Here is a 17,359-nt window from a genome sequence, read left to right on the forward strand (position 1 = left end):
CGCCGACCACGGCGCCCGCCCGCCGGGTACTCTCGAAGAGGTGCTCCGGCGGGCGGGGCGCCTGCTCCGGGATGTAGGTGACGCACGTGTGGTTCCGGCGTCGACGCAGGTTCAAGATGGAGCCGTACGACCCCGATGAGAACCCGTCGCGCGAGCCCGCCTCCGTCGAGGAGGCCGCCGAGGAGGGCCTGATGCTCGCGCAGTACGCGAGCCGGATGGCCGTGAAGAACCGTGTGCTGATGGACGGCCTCGGTGCTGACGTCCCCTTCGACTCGGGCCGCTACTCCGTCGTCGCCGCGGAGGAGCTCGAGAAGCTGGCGCGCGAGTCCGAGGCGGCCGCCGAGCGCCTGCGCGGCATCGCCGCCGACGTGACCTCCGTAGGCGGCCGCTCCGACCACGTGCACGACTACCGCTCGGCCGACGTCGACAACCTCGACCACCGCGAGCGGCTCTCGCTCCTGGTCGCCGACTCCCTCCACAGGCGGGCGCAGGACGAGGAGTACCTCGCGACGCTCGTCGACGACGCCCGTCAGGACGCGTGGCGCGAGCTCGCGCAGTCGATCGAGGAGACCCTCGACCGCACCTCGCGGATCGACCCGGACGACGAGGAGTACCGCCGCGACCGCTCGGTGCGGATGGCGCTCGTGGTCGTCGACGACCTGGTCAAGCTGGCGGAGGAGCGCGGCGTCAGCCTCGAGGACTGACGGGCTCGTCGTGAGACGGGACGAGGCTCAGGCCCAGCCGGCGCGGAACGACTCGGTCGCCTCGGCGGAGCGCTCCCGGACCGACTCCAGCAGCTCCTCCATGGTGGAGCTGCGGAGGAACGCGAGGCGGTCGAGCTCGGTGACCGGTGCGACGCCGGCGAGCTGCCAGGCGTGCGCGGCCGGATCCTCGGCGAGCTCGACGACCGCGCCGTAGCGCTGCTCGACGAACTCGCTCGCGACCGCCAGTGCCGTGCGGACCGCCGACTCCGCCGCAGCCAGCGCGGGGGCGTGCTTCTCGTCCCACTCCAGATCGGGCAGCAGGCGGACCTCGGCGCGCGGGTACGGGTCGTCCTCGTACCAGCGGACGACCTCGAAGCGCTCCTCGCCCACGGAGTCGAGCGTGACGAACGACTCCGCCCCGTCGATGTTCAGGATGCGCGCGCGGGCGCCGACCGCGAACCGCTGGTCGCCGCCGCCCACCTCCTGGCCGCGCTCGATGAGCACGACGCCGAACGCGAGGGTCTCGTCCTCGAGGACGTCGCCGAGCATCCGCAGGTACCGCGGCTCGAACAGCCGGAGCGGGAGCGGCATGTGCGGCAGGAGCACGGAGCCGAGCGGGAACATCGGAAGATCAGGCACGGGATCAGGCAATCACGTCGAGCGGAGAGCGGCCAGTACGGGCGCGGCGCGTCGGGACGTGCTAGCGCATCGCGCCACCGTGTCGTCCGCTCGCGGATGCTCGCCACGCCCCGGACGATCTCCGACGGCCCGGCCTCACCCTCGAGGCTCCCACTCAGACTGGGAGCATGGATCTCGCTGACCTCCGAGCCGTCGTCCGAGCGGACCTGGCCGCCAAGGGCCACGCCTCCGACCGGCTCACCGTCCTCGTCCTCCGGCTCGGGCAGTACTCGAGCTCTCGGAGGTCCCGGCTCCCCCTCCACCTCGTCTACCGCCTCGTCGATCTCGTCTGGACCCGCATGATCGTCGGAGCCGAGCTGCCGCCGACCGCTCAGGTCGGGCCCGGCCTGCGTCTCCCCCACTGGGGCCGCGGCGTGATCCTGCACCCGCGCACGGTCATCGGGAGGAACGCGTTCATCTACCACGGCGTCACCATCGGCGAGTCGAAGGGTCGGACGCCCGTGATCGGCGACGACGTCTACATCGGCGCCCGCGCGACGATCGTCGGGGACGTGACCGTCGGCGACCGTGTGCGGATCGGAGCCGGCGCCGTCGTCGTCCGCGACGTCGCCTCCGACTCGTCTGCGGTCGGCGTGCCGGCGAGGACCGCGTCGGCGGCGTCCTGAGGCACGGCCCGTCGGCCTGACGGGGCCGGACCGTCCGCTCCGACGAGAACGACATCAGGTGGAGGCCCGACCCGGCGCTGGAGAGAAGGAACCACCGCGGGTGGAGCGGAGTAGTCCAGATGTACAAGCTGCACGTGTTCCCGGCGCTGGGCGCCCGCCGCATCAGCACCATCACCAGCGAGGACATCGAGAAGTGGGTGTCGAAGCTCGCCCAGACCCCGACCACCCGCGGCGACGCAACGCTCCATCCCAGCACCATCAAGCACGCCGTCGTCTCCGCCAACAAGGTGTTCCGCTACGCCATCAAGCACCGGCTCATCGTGCACAACCCTGTGACCGGCGTGGACCTGCCGAAGGTCCAGCACGCCCAGACGTTCGAGGCGTTGTTCCTGTCGCCCGCGGAGGTGACCGCGCTCGGGGCCGCGCTGGACGACCACGCGCCGGACGGGCTGTTCGTGCGGCTGGCCGCATACACGGGCCTCCGCAGCGGCGAGATTCAGGCGTTGCAGGTCCGCGACGTGAACCTCATGCGCCGGCAGTTGGAGGTTCGGCGGACGCTGGTCCGCACCAGCGAGGGCTTCCGCGAGGACTCCCCCAAGTCCGTCATGTCCATCCGGTCTGTGCCGCTACGGCGTGAGCTGGCGGACGAGCTGGCCGAGTACCTGGCCGCCCACCCGCGCGCCACCGAGCCGACCGCGTCGCTGTGGCCGGGGCGCAACTACGGCGGGTACGGGGACTCCCGCGGCGGGCTCGACTGGTCCAAGCGCATGGACTACAACTCGTTCTACCGGCGCCGGTTCCGCGACGCCGCGAAGGCCATCGGCCAGCCGGACCTGCGCTTCCACGACCTCCGCCACACCGCAGCGTCGCTGTTCGCGGCGTCCGGGATGCCGCTCGCCCGGGTCGCCCGCATCCTGGGCCACGCCGACACTGCGACCACCTACAAGGTGTACCTGCACTTCTTCCCCGACGACCACGCCGCCGACATGGACCGCCTCGACGCGTATCTCGCGCCCGACCGCGGCCGAAGTGGCGCCGCTCGCACCATCGCTTGAACTCCTATCCAGATGCAACTATGTGACACTGGTCTTATGGCTTCCACGACTTGCAGCTTCTGTAAACGTTACACACACATGACAATCCAATGGGCGACTATGTACCATCTCGAGTACCCCAGTCCGGACGGATTGGTTCACGGACGCATAGTCGAGGGGATTGCGACTTGCGATTCATGTGGACGCACGAGCATGGGATCAAGCTTTGACCCGGCGGAAGTATCCAGCGACGCAAGGTTCAATCTCGCTGAAACTCGGGAGGACTCCGTAAGGTGGCTGCCACGTGTCGGAGAATCACCAATTTTCGAGGATGTTCCTTCACACATCGCACAGGCCGCTCAGGAAGCTCACAGCGCGGCAAGCATTAGTGCATTCATGGCAGCGATCCTGATGGCGCGTACCGTCGTAGAAGCGACCGCCAAAGAGAAAGACGTAACCAAGGGGAACTTGCTCTCGAAGATCGACCGGATGGCAGAACTCAACATCATCCGACAGGATACTAAAGATGCCGCGCATGAGATACGGCTTCAAGGAAACGAGATGGCGCACGGAGATATCACCACTCAGCCCACCGAGGAAGATGCTGGGGAGATACTCGACCTCATGGATGAGATTTTGAACGAGGTATTCCAGGGCCCGGCTCGGACGGCGCGGATCAAGGCTCGACGTATGGGGACGCTCTAGTTACCTTCGCCGATAACCTGGCGCCCCACGGCGTCAGGGTGCACCTCGAAGCCGAACGCCTTGTTGTGGTCACCAAGCACGCCGTGGCGACCGAGAACCGCGATCGCCTCCCACCAACGATGCAAGCTGTCTGCGATGGCGTTGTTGATGTCGCGAGTGAGCTGGTCAAAGGCCATGTTGTCGCCAGCGAAGCCAGCGTCTCGCAACGCTTGTAGCTCCGGCGACGCGTCAATCGCACAGTTCTCGACAAGGGTCCACTTCTCGGAGGGGCTGTCCCAAGACTGGGGTTCGTCCGCGAGCAAGTCCAAGTTGTAGAACCGGCCCGACCGTCCGTAAGCATCGAGCGCATCGAGCAGTACCGGCCACACGGGATCGGCCTCAACCGCGTTGAACAGACCCTGGATGTAGTCCTCGTAAGACTTCCCGACGATCCCCGCCTGGAGCTTGCCGCGGAGCATCCGGTCGAGGTTCGCCGTGCCGTGGCCGAACTCTCGCTTCATGACGGTCTTGGTGGGCCACGCGCCATGCTCATCCAGGGCGACGAGTCCCACGGCGACCTTGAGCAGCTTCTCGACGCCGATGGAGAGCATCGTCATGATCGGGTCGCGCATCGTGTCAACGAACGCCGCGCCGCGAACGGCTCGCTCGCCGTAGGCCAGCAGGTGCTTCGCGGAGTCGATTTCTTCAATCAGGGCCATCTTCTGCCGCTGACTCAAACCTTCAAAGTGTGCCATCGCCAGAGTGTGGCAGCCACCGCATCGAGCCCGCTACCAACCGAGGAGATCAGACCCGCGGAGGGGTTTCGGAGGGGTTCTGCTCTTGCAGCTTCCGACCCGAGGGCCCTACTCCCCAGTGTTTACTTGGTAGGGCGTACGGGACTTGAACCCGTGACCGACGGATTATGAGTCCGCTGCTCTGACCGGCTGAGCTAACGCCCCGCGGCGGCCGTCCGAGCGGCCGTCAGGTGGCGGCGGGTGCGGACGCTGCGTCGGAGGCCGGATCGGCCACCGGCTCCCCACGATACAGGCTCTCGAAGGTGCTGATCGTGCGGTTGATGTCGTGCGCGGCGACGATTTGGAGGGAGGCGCGCTTCATCGCCTCGAGGTCCTCCTGGTCGGCCGTGAGCACGGCGGTGAGGCGGTCGGCGAGGGCCTCGGCGCTGCCCGGCGCGAAGAGGTAGCCGTTCTCGCCGTCGTGGACGAGGTGCGGGAGGGCCATCGCGTCGGCGGCGACGACGGGGAGGGCCGAGGCCATCGCCTCCATCGTCGCGATGCTCTGCAGCTCGGCGATGGACGGCATGGCGAACACGGTGGCGCGGGTGTACGCCTCCTTGAGCTCGGCGTCCGAGACGTAGCCGGTGAAGCGGACGCGGTCGGCGATGCCGAGGGTCGCGGCGAGCTGCTGCAGGTTGCGCATCTGGTCGCCGCCGCCGACGATCTCGAGCTTCGCGTCGAGTGCCGGATCGAGCAGGGCGACGGCGCGGAGCAGGACGTCGATGTGCTTCTCGCCGGTCACGCGGCCGACGAAGAGGATCGAGTCGCCGGCGCGGGCCGCGAAGTCGGGCGTGTAGTTGTCGGCGTCGATGCCGCAGGAGATGGCGTGGACGCCCCGGAGGCCCGTGTACTTCTCGAGGAACTGCGCGGCCTTGCGGGTCGGTGTGGTGACCGCCTCCGCCCGGCCGAAGGTGCGGCGCGCGGCCCGCCAGGCCATCGCCACGGCCTTGGCCTGCACGGCCTTCGGCAGGAGGGTGAACTCGAGCATGTTCTCGGGCATGAAGTGGTTCGTGCCGACGATGCGGATGCCGCGCTTGGCCGCCTCGATCCCGAGACCGCGGCCGACGATGATGTGCGACTGGAAGTGCACGACGTCGGGCTTCACCTCGTCGAGGATGCGCGCGCTGTTCTGCCGGATCCGCCACGGCATCGCGAAGCGCAGCCAGTCGTGCGGGTACCAGCGCCAGCTGTAGAGCCGGTGCACGATGATCCGCTGGCCCTCGTGCGTCTCGACCCGGGTGCCGCTCCAGCCGTCGGCCGAGGGGGCGACGACGTGGACCTCGTGGCCGCGCTGCGCGAGACCGGCGGCGAGGCGCTCGGCGAACTTCGCGGCTCCGTTCACGTCGGGAGCGAAGGTGTCGCAGCCGATCACGACCGTCAGCGGTCGGGAGTCGGGCGATCCCGGTCGGGACGCGTCGCGGGGATCTGACACGGGAGGTCCTATCGGTGTCGTGCCGCTCGGGGAGAGAAGGGAGCGATCGGCGGAGGTCGGTCGGTTTCGTGGCTCTCGGCGCGGACCCATTGTAGGCAGAGGAGTCCTCACCACTCGGGATCCCGCGCCGTCAGCGCGCCTGCGGGTGGTGCTTGGCGAGGAGGAAGACGCCGTAGATGGCGACGGCACCGGCTGCGATGAAGAGCGGGATCGCCCACGGGGCCGCGTACTGCGCCTCCCCGAGCACGACGATGCCGATCGCGACGGCCACCAGCGGGTCGATGACGGTCAGGCCCGCGACGACGAGGTCCGGCGGGCCGGAGGAGTAGGCGTTCTGCACGAAGTACCCGCCGAGCGCGGTCGCGGCCAGGAGCGCCACGATGCAGACCACCGTCAGCGGGTCGAACTCGCCGTACTTGATGCGGTTGAGCACGACCTTCGCGAGAGTCGCCACGAAGCCGTAGACCACTCCGGCGCCCACGATGTAGAAGATCGCCTTCGCTCCGCGGCGGAAGACGCGGAAGGCGATGACGAAGACCGTGAGCACCACGGCGAGGATCACGAGGATCGTGATGAGCTCGGGCGTCTGGATCGACTTGTCGACCGCGTTGAACGCCGCCACGAGGACGAACGTGCCGACGCCTCCGACGCAGAGCACGATCGCCCGGATCGACGCCGCGTTCAGGCGCACCCGGCTGACCCGCGCGTTCACGACCGCGGTGATCACGAGCGCCACCGCTCCGAGCGGCTGCACCACGATGAGCGGGGAGAAGCCGAGGCTCGTCAGCTGGAAGACGATCGCGAGGCCGAGGAGCAGGGTGCCGATCACCCACGAGGGGCGCGAGAGCAGCGCGACCAGCTGGCCGCCGCTGAGCCCGGAGGAGCCGGAGCGCTTCGAGAACCGCTCCACCTTCGCCACTCCCCGGTGCTGGAACTGCGCGCCGAGGGAGAGGAACACCGCGCCCACGAGAGCGATCGGGATGCCGATGAACTTCGCCGGGTCGTTGAGGAGTTCGGCGAGATCGGCGGGCATGGGGTCGACCCTACCCAGAACGCCTCCGGGAGTCCTCCGACGCACGGGTGAGGGGCTGAGCCCAGCGGATGATCCTCGCGGACCCGGTCGGCGGCCCCGCGGTACCCTGTCCCCCATGGCCGTCCTCCCCATCCGCATCGCCGGCGACCCCGTCCTGCACTCCCCCGCCGCCCCCGTCACCGAGTTCGACGATGCGCTGCGCACCCTCGTCGCCGACATGTTCGAGACGATGGACACCGCCCCCGGAGTCGGCCTCGCCGGCCCGCAGGTCGGCGTCCCGCTTCGCCTGTTCGTCTACGACTACGCCGACGACGACGGCACCCCCCGCCGCGGCGTCGCGATCAACCCCGAGCTGTTCGTCACGCCGACCCCGCTCGGCGAGGCGGACGAGGACACGGAGTCGGAGGGGTGCCTCTCCTTCCCCGGCGAGCGCTTCCCGCTCCGCCGATCCGAGCGCGCGATCCTCCGCGCGGTCGACCTCGAGCAGGAGCCGTTCGAGATCGTCGCGGACGGCTGGTTCGCCCGCGTGTTCCAGCACGAGTTCGACCACCTCGACGGCGTGCTCTACATCGACCGCCTCGAGCACGACTACCACAAGCCGGTCGCGAAGATCACCCGGAAGCGCGGCTGGGGCGGCCCCGGCGTCTCGTGGCTGCCCGGCGTAGAGCACCTCGAGGACTGACTCAGGCCAGGTCGACCCCGTGCACGCCGTTGTGGTGGCGGATCGCGGGGAACGAGGCGGTGACGCTCCGGCCGACGCCGGGCGTCCGCTTCTCGGTCACGTCGCCGCCGAAGAGGGCGGCCCGCTCGCGCAGCTCGGCGAGCGCGGGGCTGTCGATGCGCTCGGTGAGCGAGCGCAGATCCGCCTCGAGAGCGCTGGCGTCCTGCTCCGCAGCGCCGTGCTGCTCGCGGTCGTCGTCGACCTCCACCCGGAGGCCGGTGGTCGTCCATCGGGAGCTGATGCGGACCTCGGTCCCCGCGCCGCCGGTCTCCAGCGCCGAGTCGAAGGCGTACTCGAGCACCCGGAGCACAGCCACCTCGGCGCCGTCCTGCAGCGGGAACGGCTCGCCGAACGACTCCTCGCGGACGCTCAGGCCTCGCTCGCGGGCGCCCTCGATCAGGGGGACGGAGCCGCCGGTGCGCGGCAGCTCCCCCGGATCGACGGAGGCGACGGTCGCGATGCGGCGCAGCTGCGCCAGCGAGGCCTCGGCCGCCCGCACGGCACGCTGCGCCGACCGCGCGGCTGCGGCGGGGTCGCGGTCGATCGTGAGACGGACGCTCTCGGCCTCCTCGACGACGTGCGCGGCGCTGCGGACCGCGAGCTGCTCGAGCTCGCCGACGATGCGGAGCCTCGCCTCCTGCTCGCCGACCGCCAGCTCGAGGCGGACGACGCGTGCCGCCTCCTCCGCACGGCTCTCGGCGGCACGGCGCTCGGCGCCGACGGCGCGGCGCCACAGCACGACGACCGCGACCAGGGCGATCAGGGCGAGGACGAGGACGACTTCGAGCACGACGGCCTCCGGGGGGACGGGACGGGTTCGGCACAGGAGCGCCGGAGAGAGATCGTACCCGCGCCGCGGACAGCGGACCTGAGGCCGCGGAGGGGGTTGCGGAGCCTGACTCAGCCGTCGGAGCGCACGGAACGGGTGACGGTGAAGCGGCGGTCGCGCGCCACCACCGAGGTCGGCCCGACCGCACGGCGCAGCTCGGCCGGATGCGCGAGGTGGGAGTTGAAGACCGTCCACAGCACGCCTCCGGGGCGCAGCACGCGGCCGGCCGCGCGCAGCATGCGCCGGGCGACGAGGTCGGTGACGGCTCCGTCGGAGTGGAACGGCGGATTGCAGAGCACGACGTCGACGGAGGACGCCTCCAGCGTCGAGGCGTTGTCGTCGCGAAGGACGCTGACGGCCAGCCCGTTGGCCGCCGCGGTCGCCCGGGCGGACTCGACCGCGGCACGCGAGGTGTCCGTCGCGGTCACGGCGAGGTCGGGGCGGGCCCGGGCCACCACGGCGGCGAGGACGCCGGTTCCGCAGCCGAGGTCGAGTGCGGTGCCCGCGGGAAGGGAGTCGACATCGAGGGCGGCGAGGAGGGCGCGGGTGCCGAGGTCCAGTCGCGCCCCGGCGAAGGCTCCCGGCAGCGCGACGACCTCGAGGTCGAGCTCGTCCAGACGGCGCCGCTCGGGCCCGGGCGCGGGCGGCTGGTCGGGGAGCGCGCCGCTTGCGAGCAGGGCGCGCGACTTCTGACGCGCGAGGGAGACGTCGATCCGCTCGTAGCGCGCGGCGAGCACGTCGTTCATCGTGCGCGTCATGTGCTTGATGCGGCCGGCGCCGATCAGGGTCGCCGCCGGGTTCGCGAGTGCGGTCCCGGCTGCGACGGCGGCCAGGGCGTCGAGCGAGCGCGGCAGGCGCAGGAGCACCGCGTCGGCGTCGCGGACGGCCTCCGCGACGGAGTCGACGATCTCGATCGGCGCGAGGTCGACGCCCGACCCGCGCACCGTCTCGAGGTTCTGCGCCAGAGCGCGCTCGGCGGTGATCGAGTCCTGCACGACGCGCACGGCACGTCCGTCGGCGGCGAGGCCGAGGCTCAGCGCCCCGTAGGCGTCCCCGATCACGGCGAGGCGGCCGCGATCGGCGGCGAGGTCGAGCAGCAGGCGGTCACTGGCGTCGACGGCGACGAGATCCGGCGCCTCGACGTCGGGGCGGCGGCGCAGGAGGGCGAGCACGTCCTCGCGCATCGCGCCTCCGATCGTCGGTCCGAGCTGGTGGGCCCTCGAGAGCGACCGCTCGCGGGCACGAAAAAAGGGCCCGAGAGTGGAGTCCCGGACCCTTCGCTCCCCGACTTGGACTCGAACCAAGAACCTACCGGTTAACAGCCGATTGCTCTGCCAATTGAGCTATCGAGGATCATCCGACCACCCGGAGGCGATCAGCGCGGTACTACTTTAGCAAACTCTCCGCAAACGCAAAATCGGGCGCGCTCTCAGTAGCCGGAGCCCGGGTCGACGCGGCCGACGAACGGCGCGCCGGCGGCACAGGCGGCCACGTTGGCGCGCACGCGCTCGGCCAGGAGCGGCGCGGTGATCTCGGGGGTGTCCGCGCTGTGGGGCGTGATCAGGCATCGGGGCTCGCTCCAGAGCGGATGCCCGTCCGGCAGCGGCTCGGGGTCCGTCACGTCGAGCGCGGCGCCCGCGAGACGGCCCTCGGCGAGGGCCGCGACGAGCGCGTCCGTGTCGACGAGGCTCCCCCGGGCGACGTTGACGAGCACGGCGTGGGCGGGGAGCCGCGCGAGCAGACCCGCGTCGACCATCCGCTCCGTGCCCGCGGTGGCGGCGGCGGCCAGGACCAGCACGTCGGCGTCCGCCGCGGCCTCGGCGAGCCGCGACGCCGGCAGGGTGCGGGCGGCGCCCTCCACCGGCTCGTCTCCGCGGCGGACGATCGTCACCCGGCAGTCGAAGACGGCGAGCAGCCGCAGGAGCTCGCGAGCGATCCCTCCTGCTCCGACGATCACCACGGAGGCGCGATGCAGCGTGACCGCCTTCTTCGGCCCCCACGACTCGGCGCGCGCCCGCTCGGGCAGCGAGCGCAGGAGGGCGAGCACCAGCGCGAGCGCGTGCTCGGCCACCGGCTCCGCGTAGGCGCCCTTGGCGCTGGTCCAGACGATGTCCGCGCGGGACGCGGCGAGCACGGGCGCGAAGACGTCGACGCCGGCCCAGGGCAGCTGCACCCAGCGGATCGACGGGTGCTCCTCCAGCACCGCGGCCAGCTCGTCCGTGCGGCCGTAGGACAGCCAGAGCAGCGCGTCCGGACTCCCGTCGAGTCCGACGACCACTCCACCGCCCGACTCCACCGCCTCGGCGAACACCGGCTTCGGCCGCGGGAGCACCGCGACGCGCGGGACGGTCACTGGTCGGCCGCCTCGACGCGCTGCGCTCGGGAGGCGTCGAAGCGCTCGTACTCGGCGAAGGCCGCTCCGAGTTCGCGCACGTAGGGGTGCCGGGCCTCGATCAGCACCTCCAGCAGCGGCCCGTACGCGACGACCTCGCCGCCCACGAGCACTGCGATCCGGTCGGTCGCCCGGCTCAGCACGTCGATGTCGTGGCTGACCACGACGGCCGCGAAGCCCTCCCGGCGCCGCAGATCGGCGAGGAGGTCGACGATCGACTCGCGCACCGTCGCGTCGATGCCCGAGGTCGGCTCGTCGGCGATCAGCACCTTCGGCCCGAGCACGAGCGAGCGGGCCACGGCCACGCGCTGGCGCTGGCCGCTGGAGAGCTCGTAGGGGTAGCGGTCCAGCAGGAACAGCGGCAGGTGCACGGAGTCGAGCAGCGTCGCCACCCGCACCGCCGCGGCCTTCGGGTCGTAGTGGCGGTCGCGGAGGAAGATCGGCTCGGCGATCAGCTCCGAGACGGTCAGCTCGGGGCGGAGGGCCGCTCCGGCGTCCTGCGCGAGATGCGCGACGTCGACGGTGAAGCGCTTGAGCTCGCGGGCGGGGAGCGAGCGGAGGCGGTGCCCCGCGACCGTCGCGTCCCCTCCGATGATCACCGGGCGCGTGCGGCCGCCGTCGTGCCCCAGGCCGTCGCCGCCGAGCACGCGCGCGAGCGTGGACTTGCCCGAGCCGCTGCCGCCGAGGATCCCGAGCACCTCCCCCGGCTCCACGCGGAGGCTCACTCCCCGCAGCGCCGTCCACCGGCGGCTGATGCCGCGCGGCGGGTACTCGACGCTGAGGTCGTCGACGACGATGGGGGCCTGATCCTCGGCGGTCCTGCTCACGCCCGGCGCTCCGCCTCGACGATGCTGCGCAGGAGCTCGCGCCTCGAGGCCTGCTCGACCGGGTCGGGCACGGGCAGGGAGGCGAGCAGGCGCTGCGTGTAGGGGTGCTTCGGCGCGGCGAGCACCTCGGCCCCCGTCCCCTCCTCGACCAGCTCGCCGCGGTAGAGCACCGCGATGCGGTCGGCGAGCAGGTCGACCACGGCGAGGTCGTGGCTGATGAACAGGGAGGCGAAGCCGAACTCGCGCTGCAGCTCCGCGAAGAGCTCGAGCACGCGGGCCTGCACCGACACGTCGAGCGCCGAGGTCGGCTCGTCGGCGATCAGCAGCTTCGGCTCGAGGGCGAGGGCCCGGGCGAGGCTGGCGCGCTGGCGCTGGCCGCCGGAGAGCTCGTGCGGGTAGCGGTCGCCGTAGGAGCGGGGCAGCTGCACCGCCTCCAGGAGCTCGTCGACGCGCGAGCGCGCCCCGGCGGCGTCGCCGGCCCGTCCGTGCACGATCAACGGCTCGGCCACGCACTCCGCGATGGTGAGCAGCGGGTTGAAGCTCGACGCCGGGTCCTGGAACACGAAGCCGATGTCGCCGCGGACCGGCCGGAAGGCGCGCTCGCGGATGCCGCGCATCTCCTTGCCGAGGACCTTCAGCGACCCGCCGGTCACCGGCGTCAGGCCTGCGATGGCGCGCCCGATGGTGGTCTTGCCCGAGCCGCTCTCGCCGACGAGGCCCAGCACCTCGCCCGCGCGGATGCGCAGCGAGACGCCGTCGACCGCGACGAAGCCGGGACGGCCGAGCCGGCCGGGGTACTGGATCCGCAGGCCCTCGGCGGCGACGAGCGTCTCGGCCTCGGGGGCCTCGGCGCGCTCGACGGCGCGGACGCGGGCGCGCTCGACACCCTGGCCCACGTGCGGGACGGCGGCGAGGAGCTTCCTCGTGTACTCGGCCTTCGGCGCCGAGAACAGCTCGGAGACCGTCGCCTCCTCGACCAGCTCGCCCTGGTACATCACGGCGACGCGGTCGGCCAGGTCGGCGACGACGCCCATGTTGTGGGTGATCAGCACGATCGAGGTGCCGAACTCGTCGCGGCACCGGCGGAGCAGGTCGAGGATCTCGGCTTGCACGGTCACGTCGAGCGCGGTGGTCGGCTCGTCCGCGACGATCAGACCGGGATCCAGGACCAGTGCCATCGCGATGACGACACGCTGCTTCTGGCCGCCCGAGAACTGGTGCGGGTAGTAGTCGACCCGCTTCTCCGGCTCCGGGATGCCGACGGTGCGGAGGACGTCGATCGCGCGCTTGCGCGCCTCCTTCTTCGAGACGGAGCCGTGGGCGCGCAGTCCCTCCGCGATCTGCCAGCCCACCGTGAAGACCGGGTTGAGGGCGGTTCCCGGCTCCTGGAAGACCATGGCGACGTCGGTGCCGCGCAGCTCCCGGAGGCGGGCCTTCGGCACGGAGACGACGTCGGTCGCCGCGCTGCCGTCCTTCTTCGAGAGCAGGACCACTCCGGAGGCGGTGGCCGTCTCGGGCAGGAGGCCGAGGATGGTCTTCGCGGTCACGGTCTTGCCGCTGCCGGACTCGCCGACGATCGCCAGGACCTCGCCGCGCTCGACGCGCAGGCTCACCCCGGCGACGGCGCGGACGGCGCCGCGGTCGCTCGCGAAGGCGACCTCGAGGTCGGTGATGTCCACGATCGGACGCGCTGAGGCGTCCCGGACGATGCGCTGGTCGCTCATCGTGTCTCCTCCACTCCGGCGACGGGGTCGTGCCCCGGCGTCTCCAGGCCGTCGGCGGCGAGGACGCCGCCCGGCACGACGGACGTCGCGGCGACGTCGCCGGCACCGGCGGCCACCGCGCGCCGACCGCGCAGGCGCGGGTCGGCGAGGTCGTTCAGGCTCTCGCCCACGAGGGTGATGCCCAGCACCACGAGCACGATCGCCAGGCCCGGGAAGACCGAGGTCCACCAGATGCCGCTCGTGACGTCCGACAGCGCCTTGTTGAGGTCGTAGCCCCACTCCGCGGCCGACGTCGGCTCGATGCCGAAGCCGAGGAAGCCCAGGCCCGCGAGGGTCAGGATCGCCTCGGAGGAGTTCAGCGTGAAGATCAGCGGCAGCGTGCGCGTCGCGTTCCGCAGGACGTGGCGGAACATGATCCGCGGCGTCGACGCCCCGATGACCTTCGCCGACTCGACGAAGGCGTCGCCCTTGATCCGCACGGTCTCGGCCCGGATCACGCGGAAGTACTGCGGGATGTAGACCACGGTGATCGAGACCGCCGCGGCGAAGATGCCGGCCCAGAGGTTCGACTGCCCGCCGGAGATGACGATCGACATCACGATCGCCAGCAGCAGGGTCGGGAACGCGTAGATCGCGTCGCAGATCACGACGAGCACGCGGTCGAGCCAGCCGCCGAGGTAGCCGGAGACGAGGCCGAGGAAGACGCCGAGGAAGATCGACAGGACCACGGCGACGACGATCACGAGGAACGCGGTCTGCGCCCCCCAGATCACTCGCGAGAGGACGTCGTAGCCGCCGACGGTGGTGCCGAGCAGGTGCTCCGCGCTCGGCGGCTCCTGCGCGCCGAACGACTCGCCGCCCGAGCGCAGCTGCGAGTAGCCGTAGGGCGCGATGAGGGGCGCGAACAGGGCCACCAGCAGGAACGCGCCGGTGATGATCAGGCCGGTGACGAGCATTCCCCGCTGGAGGCCGACGCTCTGCCGGAGCTGGTGGACGACCGGCAGGCGGTCGACGAGGCGGCGGCGCGGACGCGCCGGGGAGGTGGTGCTCATGCTCAGTACCTCACTCGCGGGTCGATGAGCGCCGCGATGACGTCGACGATGAAGTTGGTCAGCGCCACGATGACGGCGAGCAGGGCGACGATGCCCTGCACGGCCACGAAGTCGCGGGCCTGGAGGTACTCGGCGAGCTGGAAGCCGAGGCCCTTCCACTCGAAGGTGGTCTCGGTGAGGACGGCGCCGCCGAGCAGCAGGGCGATCTGCAGGCCGATCACGGTGATGATCGGGATGAGCGCCGGCCGGTAGGCGTGGGTGCGGACGAGCCGGAACTCGCTGACGCCGCGCGAGCGCGCCGCGTCCACGTAATCGGTGCCGAGCGTGCCGATCACATTGGTGCGCACCAGGCGCAGGAAGATGCCCGCGGTGAGCAGTCCCAGTGCGACGGCGGGGAGCACCGCGTGCGAGAGCACGTCCGAGATCGCGGCCGGGTCGCCGGTCTGGATCGCGTCGATCAGGTAGATGCCGGTCTTGTTCTCGAGGAACTGGAGCGAGAGCTCGGTGCTCGTCGAGGCACGCCCGGCGACGGGGAACCACTTCAGCCAGACGGAGAACACCAGCTTCAGCAGCAGGCCCGCGAAGAACACCGGGGTCGCGTAGCAGAGGATCGCGAAGATGCGCAGCACCGCGTCGGGGGTGCGGTCGCGGTGGTAGGCGGCGAGCATCCCGAGCGGGATGCCGACCAGGAACGCCACGATCAGGGCGTAGAAGGCGAGCTCGACCGTCGCAGCGCCGTAGGTGAGGAGCACCTCGGTGACGGGGCGGTTGTCGCTCAGGGTGGTGCCGAAGTCGCCGGTCAGCAGCTTGCCGAGGTACTCGAGGTACTGCACGATCAGCGGCCGGTCGTAGCCGGCGGCGGCCACGCGCTCGGCGAGCTGGTCCGCGGTCAGGCGGCCGCCGAGGGCCGCCGTGATCGGGTCGCCCGTGGAGCGCATGAGGAGGAACACCAGCGTCACGAGGATGAAGACGGTGGGGATGATGAGCAGGAAGCGGACGAGCAGGTAGCGCCCGAGTCCGCCCCCGGAGCCGCGCGGTCGCCGGGTGGGCGCCGTCGCCGCAGCCGTCGTGGCTGTCGTCACGTGATGCCTTTCGTGGAGAACGGCCGGCGCCTCCTGTCGGGGAGGCGCCGGCCGCGAGGGGGGGTGGATCAGCCCTTGCTGAGTGCCGCGTAGCGGAACTTGAACGAGGCGTCGAGGGTGTCCTCGGCTCCGCTCACGGTGCTGCCGACGACCGCGACCTGCGAGCCCTGCAGGTAGGGGACGGTCGAGAGCTGCGCCGCGACCTTCTCCTGGATCTGCTCGATCAGCGCGGTGCGCGCGTCGGCGTCGGTGGTCGAGACCTGCTGCGCGATCAGGCTCTGCACCTCGGCGTCGTCGAAGTGGTTGGCGAGGAAGTTCTCCTTGATGAAGAACGGCGAGAGGTAGTTGTCGGCGTCGGAGTAGTCGGGGAACCAGCCGAGCTGGTACGCCGGGTAGACGTCGCTCGAGCGGTCCTTCGAGTACTGCACCCACTCCGTGGTCTGCAGGTTCACGGTGAAGAGGCCGGTCGACTCCAGCTGGTCCTTGATCAGCGCGTACTCGTCGCCCGAGGACGGACCGTAGTGGTCGTTCGAGTACTGCAGGTTCAGGGTGACCGGAGCGGTGACGCCGGCGGCCTCGAGGGTCGCCTTCGCCTTGTCCGCGTCGGGCGCGCCGTTGCCGTCGCCGTAGAGCGACTTGAGCGGCTCGACCGCGCCGGTCAGGCCGGCGGGGACGTAGGAGTAGAGGGGAGTGTAGGTGCCCTTGTAGACCTGGTCGGCGATCTCGTCGCGGTCGATCAGGTCGGCGACGGCCTGGCGCACGGCGAGGGCCTTGGCGCTGTCGGCCTCACCGGTCGTCGCGCCGAAGGGCTGGGTGTCGAAGTTGAAGACGATGTAGCGGATCTCGCCGCCGGGGCCGTCCACGACCTTGACCGTGTCGTTGCCGCGGAGGTCGTCGATGTCCGTCGCCGAGAGGCTGCGGAACGCGACGTCGATGTTCCCCTCCTGGATGTCCAGCTTGAGGTTGGACGAGTCCGCGTAGTACTTGACGTTGACGGTGTCCGTCTTCGCCTCGCCGAGAACGCCCTGGTAGTCCGGGTACGCCTTGTACTGGATGAGGTTGTTCACGTCGTAGTTCGCGATCGTGTACTGGCCGGCGAAGGCGTCGCCCGAGACGATGTCGGCGTCCGCGGTCAGCTCGTCGGCCGAGAAGACCTCCTCGTCCACGATCGGGCCGGCGGGGCTCGAGAGGATCTGCGGGAAGGTCTGGTCGTTCTCGGACTTCAGCGTGAAGACCACGGTCGTGTCGTCCGGAGCCGCGACGCTGTCGAGGTTCGCCAGGAGCGAGGACGGGCCGTTCTCGGCCGCGATGCCGACCTGGCGGTCGAAGGAGAACTTCACGTCGGAGGAGGTGAGGTCGTGGCCGTTGGCCCACTTCAGTCCCTCCTTCAGCTTCACGGTGTACTCCGTGGGAGCGGTGAACTCCGCCGACTCGGCGATGTCGGGCTCGACGTCCGGGCTGCCGTAGGGGGTGTTCATCAGGAACGGGAACACCTGGTTCATCACGGCGAACGAGCCGTTGTCGTAGGAGCCCGCGGGGTCGAGCGTCGTGATCTTGTCGGTGGTGCCGATGGTCAGGGCCCCTCCGGCGCTGCCGCCGGACGAGTCGTTCCCGCCGGCGGCGCAACCCGTCAGCACGAGCGCGACCGCGGCGAAGCCTGCGGCGGCGGCCAGTGCACGGGTGCCGCGAGTGGATGCGGAATTCATCTCCGTCTGCCTCTTCCTGTCAAGGATGGGATGCGGGCGCG

Annotated in this window: 17 protein-coding genes and 2 tRNA genes; 5 read left to right on the top strand and 14 right to left on the bottom strand. The window is 70.8% G+C overall.

Annotation, left to right across the window (positions count from 1 at the left end; genetic code table 11):
* The first annotated feature begins 116 nt into the window (after window positions 1–116).
* Window positions 117–704: a hypothetical protein gene (locus C5C27_RS04075; protein ID WP_104223455.1), complete on the top strand. Its 588-nt coding sequence runs from the start codon at window positions 117–119 to the stop codon at window positions 702–704.
* A gap of 27 nt (window positions 705–731) precedes the next feature.
* On the opposite strand, the gene C5C27_RS04080 is transcribed toward C5C27_RS04075, so the two are convergent.
* Complete coding sequence (locus C5C27_RS04080) at window positions 732–1,343, bottom strand: LON peptidase substrate-binding domain-containing protein (RefSeq protein ID WP_244229436.1); 612 nt, start codon at window positions 1,341–1,343, stop codon at window positions 732–734.
* Between the two features lie 167 nt (window positions 1,344–1,510).
* Between C5C27_RS04080 and C5C27_RS04085 the strand changes: the two genes are divergently transcribed.
* The 3 genes from C5C27_RS04085 (at window position 1,511) to C5C27_RS18485 (ending at window position 3,747) form a co-directional block, all read left to right on the top strand.
* The gene (locus tag C5C27_RS04085) at window positions 1,511–2,008 is read left to right on the top strand and encodes a serine acetyltransferase (RefSeq protein ID WP_104313688.1); all 498 of its coding nucleotides are present in this window, start codon (window positions 1,511–1,513) and stop codon (window positions 2,006–2,008) included.
* A 119-nt stretch (window positions 2,009–2,127) separates the two neighbouring features.
* Window positions 2,128–3,063: a site-specific integrase gene (locus tag C5C27_RS04090; protein ID WP_104313689.1), complete on the top strand. Its 936-nt coding sequence runs from the start codon at window positions 2,128–2,130 to the stop codon at window positions 3,061–3,063.
* Between the two features lie 192 nt (window positions 3,064–3,255).
* Window positions 3,256–3,747: a DUF4145 domain-containing protein gene (locus C5C27_RS18485; RefSeq protein ID WP_258066494.1), complete on the top strand. Its 492-nt coding sequence runs from the start codon at window positions 3,256–3,258 to the stop codon at window positions 3,745–3,747.
* Here the strand turns inward: C5C27_RS18485 and C5C27_RS04100 are convergent.
* From C5C27_RS04100 to C5C27_RS04115, 4 genes are all read right to left on the bottom strand, one after another.
* Window positions 3,744–4,481: a hypothetical protein gene (locus C5C27_RS04100; RefSeq protein WP_104313690.1), complete on the bottom strand. Its 738-nt coding sequence runs from the start codon at window positions 4,479–4,481 to the stop codon at window positions 3,744–3,746. The genes C5C27_RS18485 and C5C27_RS04100 overlap by 4 nt on opposite strands.
* Window positions 4,482–4,608: 127 nt before the next feature.
* Window positions 4,609–4,685: transfer RNA gene (locus tag C5C27_RS04105), tRNA-Ile, on the bottom strand.
* 22 nt (window positions 4,686–4,707) lie between these two features.
* Entirely contained in the window at window positions 4,708–5,952 is a 1,245-nt protein-coding gene (locus C5C27_RS04110; RefSeq protein ID WP_258065199.1) for a glycosyltransferase, read from the bottom strand.
* 130 nt (window positions 5,953–6,082) lie between these two features.
* Complete coding sequence (locus C5C27_RS04115; protein WP_104223451.1) at window positions 6,083–6,985, bottom strand: DMT family transporter; 903 nt, start codon at window positions 6,983–6,985, stop codon at window positions 6,083–6,085.
* 115 nt (window positions 6,986–7,100) lie between these two features.
* Here C5C27_RS04115 and def point away from each other — a divergent pair, with 115 nt between their 5' ends.
* Entirely contained in the window at window positions 7,101–7,667 is a 567-nt protein-coding gene (gene def / locus C5C27_RS04120; protein WP_104223450.1) for a peptide deformylase, read from the top strand.
* 1 nt (window position 7,668) lies between these two features.
* On the opposite strand, the gene C5C27_RS04125 is transcribed toward def, so the two are convergent.
* The 9 genes from C5C27_RS04125 to C5C27_RS04165 all read right to left on the bottom strand — a co-directional run bounded on the left by C5C27_RS04125 (window position 7,669) and on the right by C5C27_RS04165 (window position 17,318).
* A complete protein-coding gene (locus C5C27_RS04125; RefSeq protein WP_104223449.1) occupies window positions 7,669–8,496 on the bottom strand; it encodes a hypothetical protein in 828 nt (275 codons plus the stop codon).
* A gap of 110 nt (window positions 8,497–8,606) precedes the next feature.
* Complete coding sequence (locus C5C27_RS04130; protein WP_104313691.1) at window positions 8,607–9,719, bottom strand: class I SAM-dependent methyltransferase; 1,113 nt, start codon at window positions 9,717–9,719, stop codon at window positions 8,607–8,609.
* A 96-nt stretch (window positions 9,720–9,815) separates the two neighbouring features.
* Window positions 9,816–9,888 (bottom strand) — tRNA-Asn (locus tag C5C27_RS04135).
* A gap of 76 nt (window positions 9,889–9,964) precedes the next feature.
* On the bottom strand, window positions 9,965–10,888 hold the full coding sequence (locus tag C5C27_RS04140; protein WP_258066493.1) for an NAD(P)-dependent oxidoreductase: 924 nt from the start codon (window positions 10,886–10,888) through the stop codon (window positions 9,965–9,967).
* Window positions 10,885–11,754 (bottom strand): ATP-binding cassette domain-containing protein, encoded by an 870-nt coding sequence (locus tag C5C27_RS04145; RefSeq protein WP_258060485.1) that lies wholly within the window; start codon window positions 11,752–11,754, stop codon window positions 10,885–10,887. Before C5C27_RS04145 ends, C5C27_RS04140 begins: the two co-directional genes overlap by 4 nt.
* Window positions 11,751–13,478 (bottom strand): ABC transporter ATP-binding protein, encoded by a 1,728-nt coding sequence (locus C5C27_RS04150; RefSeq protein ID WP_104226684.1) that lies wholly within the window; start codon window positions 13,476–13,478, stop codon window positions 11,751–11,753. Before C5C27_RS04150 ends, C5C27_RS04145 begins: the two co-directional genes overlap by 4 nt.
* Entirely contained in the window at window positions 13,475–14,530 is a 1,056-nt protein-coding gene (locus C5C27_RS04155) for an ABC transporter permease (RefSeq protein ID WP_104226685.1), read from the bottom strand. Before C5C27_RS04155 ends, C5C27_RS04150 begins: the two co-directional genes overlap by 4 nt.
* 2 nt (window positions 14,531–14,532) lie before the next feature.
* Complete coding sequence (locus C5C27_RS04160; RefSeq protein WP_104223444.1) at window positions 14,533–15,612, bottom strand: ABC transporter permease; 1,080 nt, start codon at window positions 15,610–15,612, stop codon at window positions 14,533–14,535.
* Window positions 15,613–15,680: 68 nt separating this feature from the next.
* Window positions 15,681–17,318, bottom strand: coding sequence for an ABC transporter substrate-binding protein (locus C5C27_RS04165; RefSeq protein ID WP_104223443.1), 1,638 nt, complete (start codon window positions 17,316–17,318; stop codon window positions 15,681–15,683).
* Between the last annotated feature and the right edge of the window lie 41 nt (window positions 17,319–17,359).

Origin of the sequence: Rathayibacter sp. AY2B7, from assembly GCF_002931635.1 — a bacterium.
GTDB lineage: Bacteria > Actinomycetota > Actinomycetes > Actinomycetales > Microbacteriaceae > Rathayibacter.